Here is a 25,883-nt window from a genome sequence, read left to right as displayed (position 1 = left end):
TCTATCTGAATCCATAGCTGGAGCTATGGACGACTATTCGGATCTTAATGACTTCACGGGGTTCATCAAGGCAGCTTTCACACTCTGGAAACTGACCGTCAGCAAGGCAATGACTACCGACAACGTACCTGCGAGGGCGAAGATCCACCATTGAATGTCGACCTTGTAGGCGAAACCCTGCAACCAGCGGTTCATGGCATACCAGGCAACGGGTATGGCCAGAAAAACAGCGAGTAGGACGGGTTTTATAAAATCCTTACTCAGCAGGGTAACAATACTGGACACATTGGCACCCAGTACTTTACGTACACCTATTTCCTTGGTGCGTTGTTCGGCCGTGAATGAGGCGAGGCCAAATAAACCCAGGCACGAGATCAGCACGGCTAGTGCAGCAAAGAGACCCATCACTTGCCCGGCGCGACTGTCGGCCCGGTACGAGCGGGTGAAAAAATCATCCATGAACTCATAGTCGAATGGGATATTGGGGAAAGACCGTTGCCAGAGTGCTTCAATGCTCTTTACCGTGGCAGGAATAGCACCTGCCTGTAGTTTCACCGACAGAAATCCTTCGGCACCGCCACCGAGGGTAAAGAGCAGGGGCGCAATCGTGTTTTTCAGGTTTTTCTGGTGATAATCGGCCACTACCCCCACCACCGGCCCGCGCTGTGGCACCTCACGGTAGCTGCCCGTAGCGTCGTACTCAAAGGTGTAGTAACCCAGCATTTTGCCGCTTATGCTGGTCCAGCCAAAATAACGCATCGCCGCTTCGTTGATCAGAAATGAGCGCTGATCAATTGAGCGGTTATTGTCGAGGTTGCGACCCTGTAGTAGCCGGATATCAAATGTTGCCAGAAAGTGATCATCAATCGTCAACCGGCTGATAGTAAGATCCGTAGCCCCTTTGGGAGCGTAGTCACTCACGAGCTTGTCGCCGATAAGCATACCACTGCCCGGCACGCTGAAGCTCTGCGATGCTACCTGCACGCCCGACAGGGTTTGGACGCGTTCTTTAAACTGTCGTTTGGCTGTTTCGGTAGCGTCATGGAAATTCAGCACCAGTACCTGATCGCGGCTGTAGCCCAGGTTTTTGTGCTGGATATAGCTGAGTTGATTAAAAATTACCAGTGTAGCCACGAGCATCACTATCGAGACCGTAAACTGCCCCACAACCAGTAACTGCCGCAGTTTGGGCCGTTGCCCCACCGTTTGGTAAGCTCCCTTGAGCACCGCCGCAGGCCGAAACCGGGCCAGTACAAACGCCGGGTAGCTCCCTGCCAGCAAACAGAGTGCCAGTAGCCCAAGGCCAAGACCCGCCAGCCGGGGCAGTGTAATTAAGTCCGGTATCTCTACTGATTTGTCGGTCAGGGTGTTGAAGGCGGGTAGCAATAGTGGAACCAGCAGGCACGTGAGGCCCACCGACAAGCCCACAAACAAGGTGGTTTCACCCAGAAACTGCCGCCAGAGCTGCCCAAACGATGACCCCAATACCTTGCGAACGCCCACTTCCCGCGCCCGGCTCGTAGCCTGCGCTGTGGCCAGATTCACGTAGTTGAAGCCCGCCAGCGTCAGAATAAGCAGCGCCACGACCGAGAAAATGGTGACGTACGTTTGCCGGTTCGGCGCGATCAGGTCGGTGTTGAGGTAGATGTCGGTGAGCGGAATGAGGCGCAATTTCCAGACGCTCACGTTTGGGTCGTCGAGTTGTTTCAGGTACGTCGGAAACTGCGCCGTTAGCGCGGCTGTAGCCGATGCAGACTGTCCGGGAGCAAGCAACAGGTACGTCCAGGCGCTGCCGCCCCAGAGGTTGGTCGTGACGTCGTAGCGCAGGATTTCGTTGGCGTTGGCGTAGTTGGCCAGGAAGTCGATCTTCTGGTGCGAATGGCTGGGCAGGTCACGCAAAACGCCCGTTATATGGAGCGTGTATTTGTTGTCGTAGCGGAGCAGTTGGCCCAGCGGATTCTGGTTTGGGAAATATTTCTGCGCCATGCGTTCGGTCAATACTACGCCATAACGCTCGATGAGTGCCGTTTTGGGGTTGCCCAACACCAGCGGCAAGGTGAATACACTAAAGGCACTGCTGTCAGCAAAGACAAAATTTTCTTCGTATGCCGACGTAGTGCGGCTACCCACCAGCGGTTGTGTCCGCAGGAGCCGCACGGTGTTTTGCACCTGCGCAAATCGTTGTTTAAAATCAGTAGCCAGCCTGCCTCCACTCGTGGGTGCCCCTTCAAACTGCTGGAGCAGCACAATCCGGCTGGCGTTTTGGTGAAACCGGTCGTAGCTTAGTTCATCGAGCACATAGGCGGTAATGAGCAAACAGCAAGTCAGCCCCAGCGTGAGTCCTGCCACGTTGATGAGCGTATTGACCCGATTGCGAGCCAAATTCCGTAAGGCGATTTTGAGGTAGTTCGAGAGCATAGGAGCGTGGCCTTTAGGATGTTTAGTCTGCCCGGTGAATAGTTACTTCGCCGATTACCAGCCCTTTACGAAGATGAGCACCACCAGCAAATCGTATGTCAGATTCACCAAAGGCGGTTACACCGATCCGGTCGGATGCGTAGACACTCAGGTGGCTTTCGCCATAGGAATGAGCCGAAACGATTTCGCCGGTCAGATTCTCCGTATTTAGCCTGTTTTCGCCGTAGATACGGTAACGCTGCTTCGTAGCACGGCCCGATTGAATGGTGACCTTGTTTTCGCCATACAGCTTGGCCTTGAGCTTTTTAGTTGTCAGTCCTGCCAGGTTAACCGTTGCCTGCCCGTATACCCGCAACCTGAACGCGTCGCTAACCAGGCTGCTCTGGCAAGTAACCACTTCTTCGCCCCGCACCTGTAGCTCATTTAGCTGTTTGTAGGTCACGTAGGCAATCACCTTCACCTTCCGATCATAAATCGGTCGTTTATAGGTCTGATTACCTTCCTGCCATTTTTGATTTTTGACCGTAATCCGGGCATCGTCGAGGTAAATATGCAGCGTTTTGTGCCGAACTGATACGTTCACTTTCTCCGGAGCAATATGCTCGTACTGTAGCCGAACGCCTTCCTGATCACCCTCAACCAACACCAGACTCACGTGCGGGCTACTGATGATTTTATTGAACGCCGGCAGTTGTTGAGCCGCCGATTGGGCTTTCGTGGAAAGCGTAGCCAGCATAAAAAAACCAGCCACACATACCTTTATCAATTTGTTCATAATCAGATGGTATTTAGGTGGGTTAGCACGTCGACTATTCGGATCGTAATGACTTCACGGGGTTCATCAGAGCAGCTTTTATACTTTGGAAGCTGACCGTCAGCAAAGCAATGACTACCGACAACGTACCTGCGAGGGCGAAGATCCACCATTGAATATCGACCTTGTAGGCAAAATCGGCCAGCCAGCGGGTCATGGTGTACCAGGCAATAGGACTGGCTAATACGATCGCAATCAAGACAGGTTTCAGCACGTCTTTCGATAACAGGCCAACCACACTGGCAACCGTTGCGCCCAACACCTTGCGAACGCCAATTTCTTTGCGGCGCTGATCGGCCGTGAACATGGCCAGTCCGAAAAGACCCAGGCAGGCAACGAAAATGGTTAAGCCAGCAAACAGGCCCAGAATACGTCCCGTTTTTTGTTCAGCCAGGTACGTCTGCATCAGGCTCTCGTCCAGAAAATAATAGCTAAACGGCACCTCGGGTTTAAACGCATCCCACTTAGTGTTCAGGCTGGCCAGCAACCCGCTGACATCCGTTGTTTTGGCTTTAATGATGACCGATCCCTCGCCCTTTCCCAGCACCATCAGCAACGGCGAAATGCGTTCGTGAAACGACTTGAAATGAAAATCCTTCACTACGCCAATGACACGGTACGCAACCTTCTCGCCCCCGTTGCCCGGATGAGTAATGATGTGGCCCAGTGCATTACCCGCCCAGCCATAGGCTCGGGCAGCCGTTTCATTTAGAATAACGGCCGACGAATCGGTTGAGAATTGAGGCGAGAAATTACGCCCGGCTACCAGTTTCATACCCATTGTTGGCATATACCGGCTATCAATATCGTAGCGTAGCGCCGTGATCAGTTGCGACGAATTATCGTCGGCGTAGGAGATGAAGTTGTTGTTATTGGTTGGTCCCGCCGGTAAATAGCCCGATACGCTCACGTTTGCCACGCGCGCATCCTGCTCTAGTTGCTGGCGAAAAACCGCTTCATTTTTCCCCAACCGCCATGCTTCACGCAATACCAGCACCTGGTCTCTATCGTAGCCCAGCTTCGTATTCTGAATATAATTGAGTTGTTGATAGACCACCGTAGTGCCCACCATCAACAGCATGGCGATGAAGAACTGAACAACAACCAGCCCGCCCCGAACGCCAAGGCCTGACTTGCCCAGCCGATTGAGCGACGTACCTCCTTTCAGCACGGCAATCGGTTTGAACGAGGACAGAAAAAAGGCCGGATAGCTCCCCGCCAGTAACCCTACCAACGTACCCAGCAGCAGAATAACCGGTACCAGCCAGGGCGTTTTTAGCAGATTCAGGCTAAGTTTTTTCCCCGTCAGGTCATCAAAAAACGGCAGGGTAATGGCGACCAGCGTCACAGCCACCACCAACGAAAGGGCCGTTAGCAGCAGTGATTCAGTCAGAAACTGGCTGGTCAGGCTCGATCGAAGCGAACCCAGCACTTTACGAACGCCAACTTCTTTTCCACGTTTCGACGCACCGGCTGTGGATAAGTTCATGAAGTTGATGCAGGCGATCAACAGCATAAAAACGGCAATAGCACCGAAGATGTAGATATACCGTACGTCGCCGCCCGGCTCCAGATCCTGTGTCGAGTCTGACCGAAGGTGAATGGCGGTTAAGGGGTTGAGGAATAGACCAATCTGGTTGCCTTTTTTCAGGAACTGACTCATGTTCATGCCAAAGGCCTGCTGTAATTGCGGACTCATGTACGTAGCCACCACCTTCGGTAATTTCGCTTCCAGTTGGGTGTACTCATACCCCTCGGGCAAAACCAGGTACGTGTGGTATTCCGAGGTCATCATCGACGTTGATTTAGCATCGGGCAAACTGACCATCGACGCAAAAAAATCGCCGTGAAAATGTGAATTGGCGGGCACATCCTGCATCACGCCGGTGATGGTAAAGGCTGTGTTCCAGCTTTTGACCGTCAGCACTTTTCCGATCGGATTTTCTTTACCAAAATATTTCTCTGCCGCTGCCTGCGAAATAATCAGCGTGTTGGGCTCGACCAGTGCGATTTTGGCATCGCCTGCGAGCAAGGGTAGTGTGAAGACCTGAAAGAAATTGGCGTCGACGTAGGCGAAGCGCTCGTTGGGAAATGATTTTTCGCCGTAGCTGATGAGCGACGGCCAGGCGGCCCGTAGGCGGGTAGCGGCTTCTACCTCGGGGTAATTCGCTTTCAGAATCTGGGCCACAGGCGGCATCACGTGCGCCTCCCGGATTTTCTGCCCGTTGATCGACGCCCTGAACACGACCCTGACTATACGATCAGCCTTTTCGTTGTAGCGGTCGAAGCTCAACTCGTCGAGAATAAACAGGCCGATGAGCAGGCACGTACCCAGCCCAATCGCCAGGCCAACGATGTTGATGGCCGAGAAGGCTTTATTACGGATCAGGTTCCGCCAGGCGATATTGATGTAGTTTCTGAACATCGTGTTTGTTGTTTATTCACTCCGCAAACTCTTCACGGGGTTCATCAGGGCGGCCTTTACGCTCTGGAACGAAACCGTCAAGAGTGCTATTCCCACCGCCAGCGCTCCTGCTCCGGCAAAAATCCACCAGGCAATATCAATCTTGTAAGCAAAGTCCTGCAACCAGGTGTGCATCGCCCACCAGGCCAGCGGCGAGGCAATCATAATAGCTATCAGCACTAGTTTAATGAAGTCGCTGCTGAGCAATGTAACAATACTAAACACACTGGCACCCAATACTTTACGAACACCAATCTCTTTAGTGCGCTGCTGCACCACATAAGCCGAAAGCCCCAGCAACCCCAGGCAGGTAAGCAAAAGGGCAATACTCGAAAAGAGGTTCATAACCGTGCCCAATTGCTGTTCTGATTGATAGAGCCTGGCATAGTCATCGTCCAGAAACCGGTATTCGAAGGGCATATATGGCGCGATTTGTTTCCATTTGGCCTCCACAAACGCCAGAGTCTGCGGCAGGTTGCGCCCGCTGACCTTGACGAGCAGTTGCCGACCATAATCCTCTGGAAACAGAACCAGTGGCTTGATGGTCGTGTGGAAGGATTCGAAATGGAAATCGCGCACAACGCCCCGCACCAGGCCGGGCCGCGAATTGTCGAGAAACATCCGTTGCCCCACGGCCTGTTGCGGAGTCCAGCCCAGTTGTCTGGCGGCGCTTTCGTTCAGCACAAAGTGATACTGTTTTTGCACCTTTGGGTCGCCCGTCAGCACATCCCGAACGTCTTGTTCGGTTAGATTTTCGCCCGCAACAAGCTGTAATCCAGCCGTTTTTATGTAGTCTTCATCAACCGGATTGGCCATCACGCTCATCTGCGCTTTCTCCGACATGGTGGCTGAGCGCATGTTGTATCCCCCTTCAATTCTAACGGGTGTACTCACGCACCGCGACGCGCTGATGATATCGGGATTAGCTTTAAGCTCCTGCTTGATGGCCGACAGGTTACGCTGCATGATGGGGCTGATGGGTAGCACCAGCACATGGGTGCGGTCATAGCCCAACTTCTTTTCCTGGATAAATGCCAGTTGTCGCTCAATAATGAACGTACCTACCAGCAGGGCAATGGCAATAGAAAACTGAAAAACGATCAGTGATTGCTGCATCCGGCGGCTCGAACCCGTATGCTTGAATAAACCTTTCAACACCTGAACAGGCTGGAAGGCCGTGAGCACTAGCGCCGGATAACTACCTGCCAGCAAAGACATTACCAACGCAGCAAGGAACGCAAACGACAGGAAAGAGGGAGAAAATAATGCCTGCACCGCAAGGGGAGTCTGGGTCAAATCCCTGAATGAAGGCAAGGCAATAGCAGCCACCAGCAGACTCAGCACCAGCGCGATGGCGCAAACAAGCCCCGACTCGCCTATGTATTGCCAGAACAACTGGCTTTTGTGAGCACCAGCCACCTTCCTGATGCCCACTTCCCGAGCCCGTTCCAGCGAGCGGGCCGTACTGAGATTGATATAGGTAAAACCCACGATGAGCAAAATAAGCAACGCCACCCCCGATAGCATGTAGAGGTAAGTGACAGGGGTGTTGGGCACAAAGGCTGGAAAGTTGGAATGCAGGTGGATACGGGAGAACACCTCTGGATGAAACGTGATAAATGCCCCGGAACCGGCCATTTCTTTCTGCATGAACGGCTTGATCTTGGCCTCCAGCGACGCTACAGACTGCTCATTTTTGAGAAGCAGGTACGTGGTATAGTTCGCATTGAAATACGTATCTTCCTGATTGGCTTTCAGCGAAGAGAACGACGCCAGAAAGTCGAATTTAAGTTGTGAATTGGTGGGGTAATCGGCCATGACGCCCGTCACCTGGTAGGCAGTACTGTCGCTGCCAATCAGCAGGATTTTGCCGAGCGGATTTTGAGTGCCGAAATATTTCTGGGCCGTCGATTCGGTCACGATTACTTTGTTGGGGCCGTCGAGGGCTTTGCGGGGGTTACCGAGCCGGAACTGAGCAGTGAAAAGGTCGAAAAACGACGAGTCGGCAAACATAAAATTCGATTCACGCACGAGCTTTTCGCCATACCGCACAGTAACGGCATTGGCTGTCATGCGCACCGCCGACTGCACCTCCGGAAAGGTTCGGGCAAAGACCGGGGCTACTTTGGTGCTGGTGAAATTACCCTGATTCGACTCCTTGCTCCCATCGAATCCGTATTCCATGATCAACCGCACGATTCGATTGCCATTTGGCTGGAAGGCATCGAAGCTCAGTTCATGCTGAATATATAAGCCAATGAGCAAGCATGAACTGAGCCCAACGGTAAGACCAAAAATATTGATACCGGTGTTGGTCTTGTTACGGACAAGACTCCGCCAGGCAATTTTGAGATAGTTCGTCAGCATAAAAAATAGGCCGTGTGCCAATAGTACTCACCCCTATCCAAATCCGATACCGCAATTTCAAATCATTGATAACTAGATCATTACAATTACATAACATTTATTATTTGTCCGCAATCGGACGTTCGCATCTGGAAGCGGACAGATCAGGAACGCCGTTTGTTCGCCATGATGAGCGTGTAATGCCCGGAAGGCAGAAAACATCAGCCTATAGCGTGGCGGCATCAGTGACTACATTCGCCTGTTTATCCTACTTTTAAAGGAAGCTATTGGTACTGACCCGTACAGGATTACGTACTACAGAGTGGCCAAGTCATAGTCATGGATAAGAAATCGCTTGTAACGTTCATTCAAAGCAACAGCAGGGCAACCAGCGAGGTTGTGGACTACATTGCCTCGTTTTTTGACGAAAAAGTAATTCCCAGGCACGATTATCTGCTCCGGGCTGGGGCTATCAGTGATGACTATTTTTTTCTAACGGAGGGTTTTCTGCGGGTATTTACCCTCGATGCCGACGGCAATGAGGTAACCACCTATTTTTATTCCAGCAACAGAGCCGTGTTCGATGTTTCGTCTCTCTTCATGCGTATCCCATCAACGGAAAACATTCAGGCGCTGGCGGTTTGTAAAGGCTATTGCATCTCATTTGATACGCTGAACAAACTATTTCATTCTCTGCCCGAATTCAGGGAATTTGGGCGGCTGATGCTCGTGAAAGAATTTGCGGCCTTTAAACAACGTACCCTGGCGCTGATCAATAAAAGTGCCGAAGAACGCTATCTGGACCTGATCGGCACCAATAAAGAGGTGTTTCAGCACGCCCAGCTTAAACAGATCGCGTCTTATCTGGGCATCACCGACACCTCGCTGAGCCGAATCCGGCGCGACCTGTCGAAGAAAAAATAACAGTCCGATTTCTTGCCATTTGGCAAGTACGAACCTGTCATTTGCCAAGTGTTTGGGGCTGTGTGCCTCCTTCCTTTGTATCGTTCACGGTCGATAACAAAAGGAATGAAAGAGCACATATTAATCACAACCGCCACTGGCAAAACAGGGTATGCAACAACCGTCCAGTTACTGGAAGCAGGTTACCCTGTCCGAATTTTCGTTCGGTCAAGAAACGAGAAGGCACGTCAGTTAGAAAAACTCGGTGCCGAAATCGCCCTTGGCGAACTAACAGACTATAAGCAGCTTAGAGAAGCGCTGACTGGCATCCAACGCGTTTACTACTGCCATCCCTTTGTTCCGGGTATGGTTGGCAACACCAATCTTTTTATTCAAGCTGCCAGGGAGTCGGGGATAGAGGCGATCATATACATGGGGCAATGGCTGGCCGAATTCGAGAATCAGACAAGCCGTTTTACAAACGATACCAAAGCTGCTTACCGGCAATTTGAGGAATCGGGCCTAAACGTTATCTACTTTATTCCGGGCTATTTTGCCGAGAACACATTTGTCGTAGTCCTTGAGTTTGCAGTGCAACTTGGCCTCTTACCGTCTCCATTTGGAGAGGGGAAAAACCCCGTTGTTTCTAACGAGGACATGGCCGCTGTATTGGCAGCCTTACTAAAAAACCCGACGCCTTATTATGGAAAACGGCTTCACCCAACCGGCCCCGAATCACTTTCGGTTGTCGACATGGCCAATAGTATGTCACGCGTAGTGGGTAAACGCATAAGACCAATCACTATTCCGGAGTGGATGTTTCTGAAAGCCGCCTCTTTAATGGGCCGCGAATTTGGCATTGATACTTTCCAGATTTCTCAGGCCCGCCATTACAATAAACAGTATCAGCAAAATAGATTTGACGTGGGAGGACCAACCGACATAGTCAGGCAATTAACCGGTAAAGAACCTGACAATTTCGAGACAATTGTGAGGCGGTATATCGACCAATCGCCGTATGCCAAACCAAGCTGGTCGGGTTGGTTCAACGCGATGAAAAAATTCATGACCATTCCTTTTCAACCTATTCCGTCAATCAAAGAGCTCGACCGGCTGAATCAATAGCCAACCTTTTCTCCCTAGTCACCAATACCAGCGAAAATCATGTTATCTAACCTGCCTGCCTACATTCCAATTGCCTTCGGACTGATCACCCTTTCTACCCTCCTGCTTTTCTACGGCATCGTCAGGCAATCGCGCGTCGAGGCGATTCGCCGGCAGTCTACTCTTATTCTACTCGGTCTGATTGGCTGGCTTTTTACTCAGGCGTTCCTGACGATGAACGGTGTCTACAGCATGGCAGCCGCCACCGCAGGACCACCGAAGCTCATTCTGTTCGGCATCTTACCAACCGTACTGACTATCGTTCTCCTATTCGCTACACCTGCCGGACGACGGTTCATCGACAGCCTGCCGCTCACAACCATAACGTACCTGCATGTGCTGCGTATTCCCGTTGAGCTGGTCTTGTTTTGGCTATTTATCCACAAAGCCGTACCGGAACTGATGACGTTCGAGGGGCGTAACTTTGATATACTCTCCGGCATTTCGGCTCCGTTCGTTGCCTACTTCGGCCTGACGAAAGGTAAGCTAAGCCGCCCGCTAATTTTACTCTGGAATGTTGTCTGCCTGGGTTTACTGCTGAGCATCGTCAGATACGCACTGCTCTCGGCCCCCTCACCTATGCAGCAGTTTGCGTTTGACCAGCCCAACATCGCTATCACCCATTTTCCGTTTAGCTGGTTGCCCACCTTTGTCGTTCCCATTGTTCTGTTCGGGCACCTGGTCTCGATCAGGCAACTCATCGTTAAGCCGTCAAGCGATGAATAGGGTGCGGTGCTTCACACGGCGTATTGCCGAAGCCTAGTCGAAGGGCCTCCCCCGCAAGGCCTACATACAGTACACCGTACCAATCCCGCATTCACAAAAAAGGCCAGCGCTAACCCTTCACAGGGTCGGCGCTGGCCTTCAGGTACGTCAGTTATAAACTTAGGCTAGAAACCTAAACCAAGTGTGAAGCCACGGGGAAGGGGGTTGCCCGGTATGGCAGCACCAGCCGTTGCCGTACCCGACGCCAGATTGATCGTGTATACCCGTGTGACACCACCCGACCGTAAGAGCGCATAGGCCGCTCCGGTTGTACCGCCGATATCGAAACCGTTGGCGCTTTCAACGTCAACGCCCAGCGGGCCAACGTTTACCAGCACACCGTTGTTGGGCGGGTTCTGCTGGAACAATACCGCTCCACCGGCCCGCACGTCGATATCATACAGGACAGTGCTACCCGCTCCCGCAAAGTTGTTGGTGTAAGCACTCGCCGATACGTTAGGCGTTCCTGATGACGGAGCGAACGTCAGCGACACATCAGTGGCCGCCAGCGCACTTTCGGTAGGCATAGCCGTGGGGTTCAGCCGCAGGTTCTGGCCCGTGTTACTCACTACCCGGATGCGGTCGACGGTGGGGTTGAAATCAAAACCGAAATCGGTTCCCGACAAAGTAAAGCTACCGGTCAGTCCAACCTGCGTAGCGGTCCAGGCAGTGGTGGCGTTCACACCCACAACATAAAGCCGACTAGAGCTTCCCAACATAAACAGTTGGCCGTTTAGCGGTCGTGCATCGATGCCCAGAATTGTTTCCCCCATCTGAAGACCAGTGATCGTTTTGGTAACAACGGTAGCTGGGTTCATTGGATTGAAGATCAGCAGGTTGTTCGTTCCGCCATCGATCGCGTAGGCAACGGGTGTGGTTGGAATGGCCAGACCAATAATGGTACCGGGCAGGTTGCCCAGTTTCTGCAAACGGCCCGATGTCAGGTTGATCTGCTGTAGCTCCGAGGCTCCGTTAAACGTCACGGCCACCAGCCCTTGCGTGTTATCGGTCGATGAGATATCGAAGCCAACGGCATCGGTAATGTTAAGTCCAAGCGGCCCTACATCAACCAGTTTTCCGTCGTTCGGTGGATTCTGGATATAGAGGCGATCAGTAGCCGGATCAATGTCATACAGGGTCGTTGATGTGGCACCCGCCTGGCTGTTGGTATACGCAACACCAGCGATTGTAGCACCTGCCACGCCGTTTATGGCTCCATCAGGCATCACAACCAAACCCGTTTCAGGATTTAGCCGCAAATTCTGACCTGTATTTGTAACGAGCCGAATCCGGTCGACGGTTGGATTGAAATCAATGGAAACGATTGACCCTGAGATTGCAGGACTAAACGCCGTGGTAGTCAGAGGGCGAGCTACCGCAGTGGCCGGATTGATCACAAACACGCGGCTCATGTTACTCACGCCGTATAGTTGGCCGGTTGCCGGCCGGAAGTCGATCGAGACGATGCGCTCTCCGCCTGCCATGTCTACGCCGGTAATGGTGGTGGTCGCGGTCGGCGTGTTTGAACTCCGAATATTGAGCTGGAGCAACTGGTTAGCGTTGTTGAGGGCATACACAACCTGATTGGGCAGCGTAGCGGGGTCAGGCTCCTGTCGGTGATCGCAACTGGTAGCGGCAAACAGCAGGAACAACCCTGCTACTAATGACTTGATAGGTAATCGATTAATGCGCATAGTGGTCGAGTGTTTATCTCTGCATACAAATACTGGCCGGCAATGCACCGGCTGTCATTCATACGGCATACTCATCCACCTGGATTTGAGATATTAAAGGAAAATTAAAAAAACAAGCCAACGGTCAGGTAAGGCTGCACTAACGATAAACGGCTGATTTACCAGCGCTTCTGCAAACTCAGGAAACCACCAACGGTATCTGGATACAGTTCTCCGCGATCCAGAGCGAGCGAAGCTGTGAGCCACACGTTGGGCAGTCGGGGCAATCGGCCCTGCCCGGCCAGCATAGCCGAGGTTTGCTGGTAAACGACCGGAAACGCCTGATCGTAGCTCCCGAAATTACGACTCCACGCTACCCGCGCCGTGAGGTAAACCGTTTTTACCTGCGCCTGAGCACCCGCATACCACATCACCAGCCGATTGTTGGGAAAGAAACCGCCGCCTTCGTTGGCGTTTACAACCTGCGTAAACGTAGTACGGGGCGCAATAAACGGTGTGCCGATGGTTCGCCCCTGGTAGCTCCACCCCTGAACATACTGGCCATGATTGAAGTAATTGTCGCGCCCCTGAAACCGCCGCTTAAAATCAAACGTATCGCCCGACTGATCCGTCGTGGTCAGTACCTCCACCACTACGCGTGTGAGGCGGAACGTACCTGCACGGTCCACTTTCCGGTTCAGCCAGCGCAGCCCGGTAAGCCCGTCAGGTACGTTCTGAAACGCGATACCCGACGCATCTTCGTAGATATGCTGATGATACAGTTGCCAGCTTCGCCGGGCATCTTTCCACTCCAGCGCGAAGTCGATACTACCCACGTGATTACCCACGCGGTTGGTTCCGTCGAACTCCGTAAACCGGTCATTGGCAAACGCGTCGGGGTATTTTGCCAGCACCACCGCCACATAATCTTTGAACGTATCGGGCAGTTGGCCATCAACCGAAAAAATCGTATTGCGCAGGTAATCGGCTCGCCCGCCCCACTGCACCTGGTGATTCAGACCGGTTGTAAATGCTAGTTTAGCAGTTGGTTTTCCAAACCGGAGATACACGTATTTCTGATGCAGCATGGCCCCCTGAATATTGGGTTGCGTGAACCAGCCATGCGCGTAACCCACCCGGAACGCCACCGCATTACGCAGCCACCTGATTGGCACAAAATTGGGCGTGTGTAGCTGAATCTTCGGAAACGGAATAGCATTGCCCGACCAGGCCACAAAACCCGACGTCAGTGTGGTATCGCCCAGCCCATACACCTCGCGCCGCCGACCACCGAACAACTCAAACTGCCCGAACCGTATTTTGGCGAACACCTCCGGCCACAGCACCTGCCGGGCGTCGGTGAGGTCATTATTAGTTAAATCAACCGGACCGGTATTGCCCACAACCGACAACCCAAGGCCCCAGTCGAAGCGGGAATGGCCTTTTCTCGCGACAGAATCTGCCGTTGGCGACACAGGCCGATAGTCCCGAAAAGCACTGGCCCGTAACGTACCTGCCGAGCCGCCCAGCGACACAATACCATATTGATTGGTACGCAGCCAGAACGGCGTTTGCGCAACAGAGCTAGTCATTCCACCGATTTCCACAACGCCCCGGATTCGGCTTTTCAACGCCAGCGTATCAGCAGTTTGCCCCTTTGTATGAGACACAATAAGTATAAAACTGATGGTGTATAGATAGAAACGCATTACGCAGTGGTGAATGGAGCCTCTATACTACGCAAAATAGCGATGGGTGGTTTGCGGGGGCTCCATCATACTATGTGGCAATCTATCGAGCCGTTGATCCCTGATTATAACGAACCATGTAGTCATATATCCGTTCCGATTTTTGGGGCTTACCAGCCGCTTCGTAATCGGCCAGTAACGTTGGCTGATCGGCGAGAATACGCGTCAGGGCATCGGGTGTAACGTGAATCAGTTTTCCTGTCCGGGCGTCAATGGCAATACAGTCTCTACGGGTGGTAGCGGCTGCTCCAACCAACCCGCCCAGCAGGCCCCCGATCAACCCGCCTGCTGCACCAGCCGATACCGCCGCCGCACGGGTCGACATCTCGCTGCTGGTTACGTAATCATCGCGCCAGAGCAGGTACCGGCCTATCTGCTGTACGCGTGCGTATTTAGTGCGGATGCCACCGTACTGACTGGTGTTGACGTACACGTTCTGCCCGTCGCTAAAACCGAAAAATTTATAGCGGGCTTTTCGCTTGCCAGAGTGTATTAAAAACGCAAAATCGTCCCGGCTGTCGATTATTAATTCGCCCGATAAAGCAGGACGATTCGTAATGAGTTCAGTCTCGGTCAGGTAGATACCCGCCCGGCGCCTCTGGCAGGTCAGCAGATTATCCTCATCCGTTCGCTCACCGTACCGGCTCGAATCCAGCTTCATGTCCGCTGCCGCTTTCTTCAGTTTCAGTTCATAGTCGCTCAAGTAGGCTGGCTCTTTAGCGGGGTTATTCAGGTACGTGTTCATGCCCTCTACAGCCCTGAGCACCTCGTCGAGTACACGCGCCCCCCGGCCCATTCCAGCCATTTCCACATCCAGGATAGCCGTATAAAAAGGTACATACCCTGACAGACTATCGAGCCGCAGAAACGTCATCGTAGCATCGAAGTTACCGCCTTGGGCAGGCTCTTCAACGTATGAAAAGCCATCGACCCGCAACCGGATTGGCTGGTGTCGATCGCTTAACCGTGGGAAGTGCGAGAAAATAGACGCGCTCATATTACTGCTAAGTCCACCTTTAAAATACGCCTTTGAAGTTTCAGCGATTCCCGCCCGGTAAATCTGCCCAATGCAGGCTGTATCAGGAAAGGTGGCGTATACTGAGTCGATAAAGAACAGTCGGTCAGGGGAAATATCCGGCATCTTCGCCAGTGGTAAATTCAGTTTGAAACCAGGTTGAGCTACTGCCGACGTAGCGCAGCCAACGCTAAGTAAGAAGGTCGCCAGCGTCAACGCGTTCAGTAGTCTACGCATGAATCAACGAGTGAATGGTCTAGATTCGCTAACTAATGAAATTATCAGCACACATCAAATCAACTGATGGCTTTGCCCGTACAAATAGACAGTATTCCGAAATACTGCGTATCTTAGTATAGCATGATTGCCGAAAAACCGTCCCAAATCCTGATTGATCGTATACGCGATATCGGTCAACCCGAAGCTGTAAAGCGCTTTTTTGGGTTACTGAAAGAGTTGATCGACATTGTTAATCTACCCAACGGCGATCCCCGGCTGTCGTTCTCGGTTCGTAAAGACCGCAAAGCCATTTCGGCCGATGTCAACTTCTTTCTGGCCCTGCGGCTGCATAAACCGCGCACCGGCGAGGCCGAATACTGGCTGACAATCAAACGCGATGCGCAGGAAACGCTGCGGTCAATGACCGAAGTCGATTTTGCGCCGATCACCGAAAAAGCCGATTACGTATCGGTGATTGTCGGGCATAGCAATGCACATCTGCTCTACAACCAGACGCTGCGTCGCTGTTGGGAAGACTGCCTGCTCGAACTGGTTGAAACGGCCAAACGCGGGCCGCACGTGGCGCGGCACAACGCCGATATTTACGCCGCCGCCGAGAACGAAGGTTTCCTGACCGACCTGCTTCGGGTGGCCGAAAACCCCGATCTCGCCTACGGACGACTCCATGCCGAAAACGCCGACACCGTAGCTGAAGATGAGGTTGCCTACGTACCTGTCCGCCCCGACTTCCCCAAAAACCTGATCCTTTACGGCCCGCCCGGCACCGGCAAAACCTACCGCGCCCGCCAGCTCATGCGTGATTTCGATCAGGATGTGGTTACGTTTCACCCGTCGTACGGCTACGAGGAATTCGTGGAAGGCATTCGACCCGAAGTACTTGGCGGTCAGGTAAGTTACAAGATCAGAAAAGGCATTTTTTACCGGGCCTGTCTGGCGGCGATGCAGAAAGCGGGTTACGCGACTATGGCCGACTGCCTGAACGATCAGCCCGACCGGCGGCAACGCAAATTCGCCAGCGCCCCCGCCCACGTGCTGCTGATCGACGAGATCAACCGGGCCAATGTGGCCAAGGTGCTGGGCGACCTGATCTCGCTGCTTGAAGACAGTAAACGCCTCGGCGCCCCGGATGAACTCTGGCTAACTTTACCCTACTCGCAGGACCGGTTCGGCATTCCCGCTAACCTGTATGTGCTGGGTACGATGAACACCGCCGACCGGAGCATCGCACTGCTCGATGTGGCGTTGCGGCGGCGATTCTCGTTTCAGGAAATGGCCCCGCAATATGACCTGCTGGGCCACATCGACGGTATTGAGCTGGGTACGTTGCTGAAAGTGATGAACGAGCGCATCGAATACCTGTTCGACCGCGACCACCTCATCGGCCATGCCTATCTGATGGGTGTCGACACCAAAGCCGACTTATGCGCCACGTTCCGGGATCGGATTATTCCGCTATTGCAGGAATATTTCTACGACGACTGGCGGAAAATTCAGCTCGTTCTGGGCGATAACCGCGCCTGGGGCAAAACACCCGACCAACGCCTTGTCTGGACGAAAAAACAGTACTCTGCCCCGATGGAGCGCGACCTCTTCGGCGAATCTCCCGACGAACAACCCGACGTGACTACCTACGAAGTAAATCCGCATCTGCTCTCAGGTACGTTCGATCAGGTCCCCACCGAGGCTTTTACGCGAATTTATCAGCGGGGGTAAAAGCCAAATCAATCTGGTTTATAGTTATGTAGTTGCTTTTGCACATTCTTTCGCGTTGTAGTGGGCTTCGCGCTTGTGGCCCTTCGACAGGCTCAGGGTGACAGCCTCACTCAAGTTTGTCATCAACATATGGATGTGAATTGTCACCCTGAGCCTGTCGAAGGGCCACAAGCGCGAAGCCCACTACAACGCCAGCATACGTGAAGCACACTTTTACTCTTTACCTCTCTCACTCTTTATGAAAGCGCTTGTTTTAACTGACTACAACCAGTTCGATCTACAGGACGTACCTGAACCGAAACCCGCCCCAAACGAGGTGTTGATCCGGGTGCAGGCCGTGGGCATCTGCGGCTCTGATGTGCACGGCATGGATGGCAGCACCGGCCGCCGGATTCCACCCATTGTGATGGGCCACGAAGCCTCCGGCATCATCGCTGAGATTGGCGACGATGTACGCGACTGGGCCGTGGGCGACCGCGTCACCTTCGATTCGACGGTGTATAAACTGGATGACTGGTACAGTCGGCGGGGTATGTATAACCTGTCTGACGGGCGGGAAGTTGTGGGCGTGTCAACCCCGCAATTTCACCGTAATGGCGCGTTTGCCGAATTCGTAACCGTACCGCAGCACATTCTTTACGCCATTCCCGAAGGCGTTAGTTTCACACAGGCGGCCCTGGTCGAACCCGTAGCGGTGGCGTTGCATGCGTTGAGCCTTACGCCGATTCAGGTGAATGATTCGGCCGTAGTGGTGGGCGCGGGCATGATTGGCTTGTTCGTGATTCAGGCGCTGAAACTTGCCGGTTGTGGCCAGATCATCGCCATCGACCTCGACGACGACCGGCTGGCTCTTGCCCAAAAACTCGGCGCCACCCACATTTTCCGCGCCGATTCTGACAACGTACCTGGCCAGGTTCAGGCACTTACGCATGGCCGTGGCGCCGACGTAGCCTTTGAGGTGGTGGGGATTGGGCCTACTGTACAAACGGCCATCAGTTGCGTTCGGAAGGGCGCGACCGTTACATTGGTTGGCAACCTGAGTCCCAAGATCGAAATCCCGTTGCAGGCCATCGTTACACAGCAGTTACGGCTACAGGGCTCCTGCGCCATCAACGGCGAATATGAAGCTGCCCTGTCGCTCATTGCCAGCGGTCGCATCAATGTCGAAGCGATCCTGAGCGCCGAAGCACCCTTGACCGAAGGGGCCGACTGGTTCAACCGGCTACAGGCAAAAGAGAAAGGATTAATTAAAGTCGTACTGAAACCGTAATTTGGCGGAAAAATCAGTTTGTGGTTTGTCGTCTGTAGTTTGTGGTTGCTCCGCTCATTATGCTATTCGTAGATAGGCAGAGCAACCACAAACTACAGACGACAAACCACAAACTTCCTTCCATGAATCTATCCGAATTTATACGTCTGGCGCTGGCCGAAGATATTGGCGATGGTGACCACACCTCACTGAGTACAATCCCCGCCGATGCGCAGAAGCGCGCCCGGTTGCTGGTGAAAGAAGCTGGTATTCTGGCTGGCGTGGAGGTGGCACTCGCTATTTTTCAGGAAGTAGACCCCGCTTTTCAGGTCGATGTGCTGATGCGCGACGGCGACCCCATCAAACCCGGCGACATTGTGCTGACGGTGGCTGGTAACGCCCGCAATATCCTGACGGCCGAGCGGCTGGTACTGAACTGCATGCAGCGGATGAGCGGCATTGCCACCCAAACGCGGCAGATGGTGCAGGTACTGGAGGGGACACGCTGCAAGTTGCTCGACACCCGCAAAACCACGCCTAACTTCCGCATTTGCGAGAAAATGGCGGTAAAAATTGGTGGCGGCGTCAATCACCGGTTCGGACTCTACGACATGATCCTGATCAAAGACAACCACGTCGATTATGCCGGTAGCCTCACCAAAGCCGTTGAGCAAGCCGTAACGTACCTGGCCGAAACGGGCCGTAGTTTACCGATCGAAGTAGAAGTTCGGAACCGCGCCGAGGTAGATGAAGCCCTGGCCGTGGGTCACCTCACCCGGATGTTGCTCGACAACTTTGCCCCAGCCGACCTCCGTGATATGGTTCGGCTCATCAACGGGCGGGTCATTACCGAAGCGTCGGGTGGCATCAACATGGACAATCTCCGCGCCTACGCCGAAACCGGTGTCGATTACATTTCGTCGGGCGCGCTGACGCACCACGTAAAGAGTCTGGATCTAAGTTTGAAGGCGTATTGATGTACCACGGACTTCAGTCCGTTTTTTGACTAGTAGAAAACGGACTAAAGTCCGTGGTACATTGTTTACTGTACATTACCTTACTGCCATGACCGAACTCGCTGCTCAATTACTGGAATCGTCGCAGGCACCACGGATTATCCAACAGGTGCAGGCGATTCTGAACGAAGAACAAAACCGTCGCCGGTCGTTTTATGAATGGATGGGCAACAGTAAAAAGGCTGAGTTCATTAACGGAGAAATCATCATGCATGCACCAGCTCTACACCGCCACAATGCAGCAGTTATTTCGCTAGGTACATTATTGAATACTTATGTTAATACTTCTAACGAAGGGGTTGTAGTTATCGAAAAAGCGTTGGTCGAGCTAACCCGAAATAGTTACGAACCCGACCTCTGCTATTTCGGGCTAGAAAGGGCGGGAGGCCTTACGCCTGAACTGCTATACTACCCGGCTCCCGATTTAATTGTTGAAGTATTATCGGAAAGCACAAAAAAGAACGATCGGAACATCAAATTCGAGGATTATGCTGCCCACGGCGTAGAAGAATACTGGATTATTGATCCGACACGCCAAACTGTTGAAACGTTTGGCATTGATGCCGATACAAAGGAATACGCCGCCCTGGGTACGTTCAAAGTGGGTCAGTCGGTCAGCAGCCTTGTATTACCTGAGTTCACTATTCCTGTTAAGGCCATTTTCGATTCTCAAGCTAAAGGGGTTGCGCTCCGTGCTTTACTAGCTTAGCAGGAGCGCCATCATACATTGATCACTATCCATTCGTCAGACCATGACAATGCCACTCACTATTGAAGAAGAAGTAAAGCAGATCGGGTACGTTAGCCGGTCGGCACCAAAAGATAAACAGGAACTGATCGACGGTATCCGGCGGATGAAGCAGGAGAAAAACGCTGTCATCCTGGCTCACTATTACGTCGACGAGGACATTCAGGATCTGGCCGATTTTGTGGGCGACAGCCTGGGCCTGAGCCAGCAGGCGGCCGCTACCGAAGCCGAGATGATCGTGTTTTGCGGCGTACATTTCATGGGCGAAACCGCCAAAATTCTGTCGCCGCACAAGAAAGTGGTTATCCCCGACATGAACGCGGGCTGTTCACTCGCCGACTCAGCTCCGGCCGACAAGTTCGCCGAGTTCAAGGCGCAGTACCCGGATCATATCGTGCTGTCGTACATCAACTGTTCGGCCGAGATCAAGGCGCTATCTGATATTATCGTGACGTCGTCGAACGCGCTGAAGATCGTGCAGAGCCTGCCCGCCGACCAGAAGATCATCTTCGCACCCGACGCCAATCTGGGCCGTTTCGTGTCGAAAAAGACCGGCCGCGATATGGTGCTCTGGGATGGTGCCTGTATCGTGCACATCGACATTTCGCTCGAAAAGCTGAACGATCTGCGGGCCAAATATCCCAACGCCAAGTTCATTGCCCACCCCGAATGCCAGGAGCACATTTTGATCCACGCCGACTATGTGGGGTCAACTACCGCCCTGTTGAACTACGTGGTGGAACAGCCCGAAACGGAGTTTATCGTGGGTACCGAAGCGGGTATTCTGCATAAGATGCGGCAGGCGGTTCCGAACAAAAAGATCATTCCGGCCCCGGCCAATGAGAACAACACCTGCGCCTGCTCGGAGTGCCCGTACATGAAAATGAACACGCTCGAAAAGCTGTTCAACACGTTGTACTACGAACTCCCCGAAATTCAGGTACCTGAGGATGTCCGCGTAAAAGCCGAAGCGTCGGTGTTGCGGATGCTGGAGATGTCAAAATAATTACTCAGACCTGTAAGGACCAGGTGCCCCCGTTTAAAACCTTATAGGGCTCTCTTTCCCTAAAGCCATGCAGCAGATCACGTTACAACCGCACAATGATCAGGAAATGCGCTTGATCAAACAGTTGGCCAAAACATTGAATATCAAGGCAACCGTTGAGAAAGAAACATCAAAGCAGAAGAAAGAACGTGAATTTCTGGACAGTTTTGACCGTCGTTCCGAGGACGTTAAAGCGCACTTGAAAGGTGAAAAGAAACTTCAATCCGCAAGGGATTTTCTAAATGAGTTTTGACGTAAGCATTATCCCGGATGCGAAGCGAGACGTAAAACAATTAGTTAAAAAGTATCCCTCGTTCAAGCTGGATTTAGAGGCGCTCATCAGTTCGTCAGAAGAGAACCCTCAGCAGGGAGAACCACTCGGAAAGGATTGTTTCAACGTTCGGATTGCCATTCGTGCGAAGAAAAAAGGTAAAAGCGGAGGAGCCAGAGTAATCACTTGTGTCAAAATAATTGATGAGGAGGTCTTTTTAGTTGCTGTTTACGATAAGAGCGAGTTCGATACACTCACGGACAAAACAATTGAACAACGATTAAGAAACGCTGGACTCTAGTACCCTATGCCCCATCAATTCGACTACCTTATTATCGGCTCCGGCATTGCGGGGCTTAGCTACGCTACCAAACTGGCCCGTTACTACGACGAGCAGAACCACCCCATCCGCATCGGTGTGATCACGAAAGTGCAGGCCGACGAAACCAACACCAAATACGCCCAGGGTGGCATTGCGGGCGTGTGGTCGAAAGACGATACGTTCGAGAAACACATCGATGATACGATGGTGGCCGGTGATTTCCTGAGCGACCCGAAGATCGTGGAGATCGTGGTACGCGAAGCTCCCGAACGCATTCAGGAGTTGATCGACTATGGCACCCGCTTCGACAAGGAAGACGACGGCGATTACGATCTGGCGAAAGAAGGTGGGCACTCCGATTTTCGGATTCTGCACTTCAAAGACGTGACCGGTGCCGAGATTGAACGCGCCCTGCTCGACGCGGTGAAGAAGTACCCAAGCATCGAAATTTTCACGCATTATTTCGCCGTCGACCTCATCACGCGCCACCACCTGGGCGAAACCGTACACCGCTACGACAGCAACAACGAGTGCTTCGGCGCGTATGTGCTGGATACGAATACCGGCCAGGTAGAGCGGTTTCTGGCGCGTACCACGATGGTGGCAACGGGCGGAATCGGTCAGGTATATGCCAATACGACCAACCCGGTTATCGCCACCGGCGACGGCATTGCGATGACCTACCGGTCGAAGGGAATTTGTAAGGATATGGAGTTTATCCAGTTCCACCCCACGGCGCTGTATGAGCCCGGCAAAAAGCCTAACTTCCTGATTTCCGAAGCAGTACGCGGCTTCGGGGGTATCCTGAAAAACATAAAGGGCGAAACCTTTATGGAGCATTACGACCCGCGTCTGTCGCTGGCTCCGCGTGATATTGTGGCCCGTGCGATTGACTCGGAGATGAAGAAATCCGGTTCACAGCATGTCTATATCGACGTGACGCACTGCAATTACGAGAAGTTTATCGAGCATTTTCCGAACATCACGGCCTATTGCAAAGACAAGCTCGGCATCGACATTCGGAAAGATTTTATTCCCGTTGTGCCCGCCCAGCATTACATGTGCGGCGGCGTGCGGGTCGACGAATTTGGGCGGACGAATATCCATCACCTCTACGCCGTGGGCGAATGTGCCTGCACGGGCCTGCACGGCGCGAACCGGCTGGCGTCTAATTCACTGCTCGAAGCCATCGTATTCGGCCACCGGGCGTACCTGAAATCGATTACCGAATTTGAGCAAACCACGATTCACGAAGACATTCCAGCCTGGAACGACCTGGGCACCACGCACCCCGAAGAGTTGGTGCTGGTGACGGAGATCAAGCGCGAACTGGAATCAATCATGTCTAACTACGTGGGTATTGTGCGCTCCAATCGGCGTCTGAAACGGGCGATGGACCGGCTGGAACTGCTCTACATCGAGCATGAAGAATTGTACCGGCAATCGAAAGTGTCGGTACCCATTACCGAACTTCGCAACATGATCGAAGTAGCGTACCTGGTGATCAAAGCCGCAATGGCTCGCCGCGATAACCGGGGGCTGCATTATAATATTGATAATTTAAAGTAAGTCCAATGTCTAAGGTTCAGAGTCTAAAGTTGTTCCACCAATTAGCGACGCAACTTTAGACTCCGAACCTTAGACATTGGACAATGCTGAAAATGACACAAAAAATTGGTATTCTCGGCGGAGGGCAGTTGGGCCTGATGCTTATTCAGGCGGGCATTGACTGGAACCTCGTTATCCACTGCCTCGACCCGGATCCGCAAGCTTCCTGCAAAGACATCTGCACACAATTTACCGTTGGCTCGCTGACGGATTACGACACTGTTTACCAGTTTGGGCAGGGCGTTGATGTGCTGACGATCGAGATCGAGAAAGTAAACGTTGAGGCGCTGGAAACGTTGGAACGTGAAGGCAAACGGGTCTATCCGCAACCATCGGTGATTCGGCAAATCCAGGACAAACGTACCCAGAAGCAGTTCTACCGCAACCATAACCTCCCCACCGCCGACTTTATCCTGACCGATAACCGCGCCGACGTGGCCCGCATTGTGGCCGAACAGCCGGACTTTTTGCCCGCTTTTCATAAACTGGGCCGCGACGGGTACGACGGTCGCGGTGTGCAGCGAATTGCCACGGCGGCTGATGCCAATAAAGCGTTCGAAGCACCGGGCATGCTGGAAAAAGCGGTTGATTTCGAGAAAGAGCTGGCCGTCATTGTGGCTCGCAACGCCAGCGGCGAGGTACGTACCTTCCCAACCGTCGAGATGGTGTTTCACCCCGAACTGAATCTAGTCGAGTACCTCTTTGCCCCCGCCGATATTTCGGCCGAGGTGGAAGAACAGGCACAAACAATTGCCCGACAAGTAGCCGACGCCTACGGAATTGTGGGCTTGCTGGCAGTCGAACTTTTCCTGGACAAAGAAGGTACTGTACTGATCAACGAAGTGGCTCCGCGCCCGCACAACAGCGGCCATCATACCATTCGGGCTAACCGGACGTCGCAGTTCGAGCAACACTGGCGGGCCATCCTCGACCTGCCGCTCGGCGACACTACGGCCCACGGCCCCGCCGCCATGGTCAATCTGCTGGGCGAACCCGGCCATACCGGACCGGCGCATTACGAAGGGCTGGGTACGTTGCTGGCCATGCCGGGCGTATCGCCGTTTTTCTACGGCAAAGCGCAAACCCGCCCTGGCCGAAAAATGGGCCACATCACCATTCTGGATTCCTCGCTGAAGGCGCTGCGTGAAAAGGCCGAAACCGCAAAAAATAGCATTCGGGTGGTAACCGTATAGAACAAGTCACGTATGAAGACATCAGCCTGTTTACTGATCCTTGTCTGTGGGCTGATGGCTTCAATCCCTACTTCGGCGCAGGTTACGGCTATCGACTTATCAGATACGACCGTTTTTGCGGCGAAACTGGATCGGCTGCGTCAGCGCTATCACATTCCGTCGCTATCGATAGGCATCGTACATGGCAAGAGATTAGTCTGGCACAAAGGGCTGGGCTATGCCGATATAGTCAACAAAATAGTCCCCGATGAGCACACAGTGTATCATCTGGCGTCGGTTACCAAGACCTTCGGAGCTATTATTCTGATGCAACTGGTTGAAGCGGGCAAGGTGAGTTTAGACGATCCGGTGACGAAATACGGCATCAACCTGGGCGCTCGCTGGGGTAATGATCCGCGCATCAAGGTACGGCATCTACTGACCCACACCGCCCAGGGTAACGCACTAAACGGCTATAAACCCGGCTACAGCTTCATGTACAACGGCGATATGTATGGTCAGTTGAAACAGGTTATTGAGCAGGGGTCAGGCCAGCCATTCGGCCAACTACTGACCCAGAATGTGCTACTCCCGCTTCGGTTGCAATACACAGCGCCCAATCTGGCCGATACCGCTGATTTTGCCCGCATGGGCTACAACCGTACAGATTTTGGGAAGCGAGTCGCCAGGGCCTACGACTGGCAACATAACCAGCTTGTCTCTGTAGACTATCCTACTTATTTTGGCCCCTCGGCGGGGTTGATGTCGTGTGTACTCGATCTGGCGGCTTATTCGAACGCCATCGACAATAAGCTATTTCTTAAGCCCGAGACCTGGGATCGTATGTTTACCGCTACCGTTTCGCCCAAAGGAAAAACGCTGCCCTACGGCCTGGGCTGGTTTGTGCAACACCAAAAAGGCGTTAAGTTGCTATGGCATACCGGCTGGTGGACCGGTAATTCGTCGTTGCTGGTGAAGGTTCCGGAAAAAGACCTGACATTCATCATCCTGGCCAACTCACAAGACCTTAGCCGACCATTCTACGCCAAATTCGACTTCTTCAGAACTAACCCGAAACTCCAGAAAGACCTGAGAGCCTCCGATTTCGGCAAAGCCTTTCTGGATCAATTCGTTGGGAAGTTGTAAATAACTGTTTTATTCATTTCGCGCTGTTGGCCCTTCGACCACG

20 protein-coding genes are annotated in these 25,883 nt (G+C 52.9%); 13 read left to right on the top strand and 7 right to left on the bottom strand.

All coding sequences use genetic code 11. The features are described from left to right. Positions 1 to 33: 33 nt before the first annotated feature. Genes ACFE8Q_RS04115 through ACFE8Q_RS04100 form a run of 4 tightly spaced genes read right to left on the bottom strand, consistent with a single transcriptional unit; the run spans position 34 to position 8,063 of the window. A complete protein-coding gene (locus tag ACFE8Q_RS04115; RefSeq protein ID WP_375444087.1) occupies positions 34 to 2,418 on the bottom strand; it encodes an ABC transporter permease in 2,385 nt (794 codons plus the stop codon). A 22-nt stretch (positions 2,419 to 2,440) separates the two neighbouring features. Next, entirely contained in the window at positions 2,441 to 3,193 is a 753-nt protein-coding gene (locus ACFE8Q_RS04110) for a GIN domain-containing protein (protein WP_375444086.1), read from the bottom strand. A gap of 34 nt (positions 3,194 to 3,227) precedes the next feature. Beyond that, positions 3,228 to 5,657, bottom strand: a complete 2,430-nt coding sequence (locus tag ACFE8Q_RS04105; protein ID WP_375444085.1) for an ABC transporter permease — start codon at positions 5,655 to 5,657, stop codon at positions 3,228 to 3,230. A gap of 12 nt (positions 5,658 to 5,669) precedes the next feature. After that, positions 5,670 to 8,063 carry an ABC transporter permease gene (locus ACFE8Q_RS04100; protein WP_375444084.1) on the bottom strand — a complete coding sequence of 798 codons (2,394 nt, stop codon included), beginning with the start codon at positions 8,061 to 8,063 and terminating at the stop codon, positions 5,670 to 5,672. A 318-nt stretch (positions 8,064 to 8,381) separates the two neighbouring features. Between ACFE8Q_RS04100 and ACFE8Q_RS04095 the strand changes: the two genes are divergently transcribed. The 3 genes from ACFE8Q_RS04095 to ACFE8Q_RS04085 are packed head-to-tail and all read left to right on the top strand — an operon-like array spanning position 8,382 to position 10,835. Continuing rightward, the gene (locus tag ACFE8Q_RS04095; protein WP_375444083.1) at positions 8,382 to 8,966 is read left to right on the top strand and encodes a Crp/Fnr family transcriptional regulator; all 585 of its coding nucleotides are present in this window, start codon (positions 8,382 to 8,384) and stop codon (positions 8,964 to 8,966) included. Between the two features lie 12 nt (positions 8,967 to 8,978). After that, positions 8,979 to 10,070 carry an NmrA family NAD(P)-binding protein gene (locus ACFE8Q_RS04090; protein ID WP_375444082.1) on the top strand — a complete coding sequence of 364 codons (1,092 nt, stop codon included), beginning with the start codon at positions 8,979 to 8,981 and terminating at the stop codon, positions 10,068 to 10,070. Positions 10,071 to 10,109: 39 nt separating this feature from the next. Then, entirely contained in the window at positions 10,110 to 10,835 is a 726-nt protein-coding gene (locus tag ACFE8Q_RS04085; protein ID WP_375444081.1) for a hypothetical protein, read from the top strand. A 164-nt stretch (positions 10,836 to 10,999) separates the two neighbouring features. Here the strand turns inward: ACFE8Q_RS04085 and ACFE8Q_RS04080 are convergent, their stop codons facing one another. The 3 genes from ACFE8Q_RS04080 to ACFE8Q_RS04070 form a co-directional block, all read right to left on the bottom strand. Further along, positions 11,000 to 12,568: a DUF4394 domain-containing protein gene (locus ACFE8Q_RS04080; protein WP_375444080.1), complete on the bottom strand. Its 1,569-nt coding sequence runs from the start codon at positions 12,566 to 12,568 to the stop codon at positions 11,000 to 11,002. 158 nt (positions 12,569 to 12,726) lie between these two features. Further along, entirely contained in the window at positions 12,727 to 14,256 is a 1,530-nt protein-coding gene (locus ACFE8Q_RS04075; protein ID WP_375444079.1) for a capsule assembly Wzi family protein, read from the bottom strand. A gap of 82 nt (positions 14,257 to 14,338) precedes the next feature. Then, positions 14,339 to 15,547, bottom strand: coding sequence for a DUF6563 family protein (locus tag ACFE8Q_RS04070; RefSeq protein WP_375444078.1), 1,209 nt, complete (start codon positions 15,545 to 15,547; stop codon positions 14,339 to 14,341). Positions 15,548 to 15,670: 123 nt separating this feature from the next. Between ACFE8Q_RS04070 and ACFE8Q_RS04065 the strand changes: the two genes are divergently transcribed. From ACFE8Q_RS04065 to ACFE8Q_RS04020, 10 genes are all read left to right on the top strand, one after another. Continuing rightward, entirely contained in the window at positions 15,671 to 17,263 is a 1,593-nt protein-coding gene (locus tag ACFE8Q_RS04065) for an McrB family protein (protein ID WP_375444077.1), read from the top strand. A 238-nt stretch (positions 17,264 to 17,501) separates the two neighbouring features. Then, positions 17,502 to 18,533, top strand: coding sequence for a galactitol-1-phosphate 5-dehydrogenase (locus ACFE8Q_RS04060; protein WP_375444076.1), 1,032 nt, complete (start codon positions 17,502 to 17,504; stop codon positions 18,531 to 18,533). A 122-nt stretch (positions 18,534 to 18,655) separates the two neighbouring features. Further along, positions 18,656 to 19,489, top strand: a complete 834-nt coding sequence (gene nadC, locus ACFE8Q_RS04055) for a carboxylating nicotinate-nucleotide diphosphorylase (RefSeq protein ID WP_375444075.1) — start codon at positions 18,656 to 18,658, stop codon at positions 19,487 to 19,489. Between the two features lie 88 nt (positions 19,490 to 19,577). Then, positions 19,578 to 20,237 carry a Uma2 family endonuclease gene (locus ACFE8Q_RS04050; RefSeq protein ID WP_375444074.1) on the top strand — a complete coding sequence of 220 codons (660 nt, stop codon included), beginning with the start codon at positions 19,578 to 19,580 and terminating at the stop codon, positions 20,235 to 20,237. A 43-nt stretch (positions 20,238 to 20,280) separates the two neighbouring features. Further along, the gene (gene nadA / locus ACFE8Q_RS04045) at positions 20,281 to 21,282 is read left to right on the top strand and encodes a quinolinate synthase NadA (RefSeq protein ID WP_375444073.1); all 1,002 of its coding nucleotides are present in this window, start codon (positions 20,281 to 20,283) and stop codon (positions 21,280 to 21,282) included. Between the two features lie 67 nt (positions 21,283 to 21,349). Then, positions 21,350 to 21,574, top strand: coding sequence for a hypothetical protein (locus tag ACFE8Q_RS04040; protein ID WP_375444072.1), 225 nt, complete (start codon positions 21,350 to 21,352; stop codon positions 21,572 to 21,574). Then, positions 21,564 to 21,893: a hypothetical protein gene (locus tag ACFE8Q_RS04035; RefSeq protein WP_375444071.1), complete on the top strand. Its 330-nt coding sequence runs from the start codon at positions 21,564 to 21,566 to the stop codon at positions 21,891 to 21,893. Before ACFE8Q_RS04040 ends, ACFE8Q_RS04035 begins: the two co-directional genes overlap by 11 nt. Before the next feature lie 6 nt (positions 21,894 to 21,899). Continuing rightward, positions 21,900 to 23,483: an L-aspartate oxidase gene (nadB, locus tag ACFE8Q_RS04030; RefSeq protein ID WP_375444070.1), complete on the top strand. Its 1,584-nt coding sequence runs from the start codon at positions 21,900 to 21,902 to the stop codon at positions 23,481 to 23,483. Positions 23,484 to 23,575: 92 nt separating this feature from the next. Further along, positions 23,576 to 24,715 (top strand): 5-(carboxyamino)imidazole ribonucleotide synthase, encoded by a 1,140-nt coding sequence (locus ACFE8Q_RS04025; protein WP_375444069.1) that lies wholly within the window; start codon positions 23,576 to 23,578, stop codon positions 24,713 to 24,715. A gap of 12 nt (positions 24,716 to 24,727) precedes the next feature. Continuing rightward, positions 24,728 to 25,840 (top strand): serine hydrolase domain-containing protein, encoded by a 1,113-nt coding sequence (locus ACFE8Q_RS04020; RefSeq protein WP_375444068.1) that lies wholly within the window; start codon positions 24,728 to 24,730, stop codon positions 25,838 to 25,840. The last annotated feature ends 43 nt before the right edge of the window (positions 25,841 to 25,883 follow it).

It is taken from the genome of uncultured Fibrella sp. (genome assembly GCF_964250085.1).
GTDB lineage: Bacteria > Bacteroidota > Bacteroidia > Cytophagales > Spirosomataceae > Fibrella.
Note: the sequence above shows the minus strand (reverse complement) of the source record. Positions and strands in the feature narration are given on the sequence as shown.

What these genes read in the sequence shown, in the direction of transcription:
- ACFE8Q_RS04115 (WP_375444087.1), bottom strand. Translation starts at nt 2,418, where the DNA reads ATGCTCTCGAACTACCTCAAAATCGCCTTACGGAATTTGGCTCGCAAT.
- ACFE8Q_RS04110 (WP_375444086.1), bottom strand. Translation starts at nt 3,193, where the DNA reads ATGAACAAATTGATAAAGGTATGTGTGGCTGGTTTTTTTATGCTGGCT.
- ACFE8Q_RS04105 (WP_375444085.1), bottom strand. Translation starts at nt 5,657, where the DNA reads ATGTTCAGAAACTACATCAATATCGCCTGGCGGAACCTGATCCGTAAT.
- ACFE8Q_RS04100 (WP_375444084.1), bottom strand. Translation starts at nt 8,063, where the DNA reads ATGCTGACGAACTATCTCAAAATTGCCTGGCGGAGTCTTGTCCGTAAC.
- ACFE8Q_RS04095 (WP_375444083.1), top strand. Translation starts at nt 8,382, where the DNA reads ATGGATAAGAAATCGCTTGTAACGTTCATTCAAAGCAACAGCAGGGCA.
- ACFE8Q_RS04085 (WP_375444081.1), top strand. Translation starts at nt 10,110, where the DNA reads ATGTTATCTAACCTGCCTGCCTACATTCCAATTGCCTTCGGACTGATC.
- ACFE8Q_RS04080 (WP_375444080.1), bottom strand. Translation starts at nt 12,568, where the DNA reads ATGCGCATTAATCGATTACCTATCAAGTCATTAGTAGCAGGGTTGTTC.
- ACFE8Q_RS04075 (WP_375444079.1), bottom strand. Translation starts at nt 14,256, where the DNA reads ATGCGTTTCTATCTATACACCATCAGTTTTATACTTATTGTGTCTCAT.
- ACFE8Q_RS04070 (WP_375444078.1), bottom strand. Translation starts at nt 15,547, where the DNA reads ATGCGTAGACTACTGAACGCGTTGACGCTGGCGACCTTCTTACTTAGC.
- ACFE8Q_RS04065 (WP_375444077.1), top strand. Translation starts at nt 15,671, where the DNA reads ATGATTGCCGAAAAACCGTCCCAAATCCTGATTGATCGTATACGCGAT.
- ACFE8Q_RS04060 (WP_375444076.1), top strand. Translation starts at nt 17,502, where the DNA reads ATGAAAGCGCTTGTTTTAACTGACTACAACCAGTTCGATCTACAGGAC.
- nadC (WP_375444075.1), top strand. Translation starts at nt 18,656, where the DNA reads ATGAATCTATCCGAATTTATACGTCTGGCGCTGGCCGAAGATATTGGC.
- ACFE8Q_RS04050 (WP_375444074.1), top strand. Translation starts at nt 19,578, where the DNA reads ATGACCGAACTCGCTGCTCAATTACTGGAATCGTCGCAGGCACCACGG.
- nadA (WP_375444073.1), top strand. Translation starts at nt 20,281, where the DNA reads ATGACAATGCCACTCACTATTGAAGAAGAAGTAAAGCAGATCGGGTAC.
- ACFE8Q_RS04040 (WP_375444072.1), top strand. Translation starts at nt 21,350, where the DNA reads ATGCAGCAGATCACGTTACAACCGCACAATGATCAGGAAATGCGCTTG.
- ACFE8Q_RS04035 (WP_375444071.1), top strand. Translation starts at nt 21,564, where the DNA reads ATGAGTTTTGACGTAAGCATTATCCCGGATGCGAAGCGAGACGTAAAA.
- nadB (WP_375444070.1), top strand. Translation starts at nt 21,900, where the DNA reads ATGCCCCATCAATTCGACTACCTTATTATCGGCTCCGGCATTGCGGGG.
- ACFE8Q_RS04025 (WP_375444069.1), top strand. Translation starts at nt 23,576, where the DNA reads ATGACACAAAAAATTGGTATTCTCGGCGGAGGGCAGTTGGGCCTGATG.
- ACFE8Q_RS04020 (WP_375444068.1), top strand. Translation starts at nt 24,728, where the DNA reads ATGAAGACATCAGCCTGTTTACTGATCCTTGTCTGTGGGCTGATGGCT.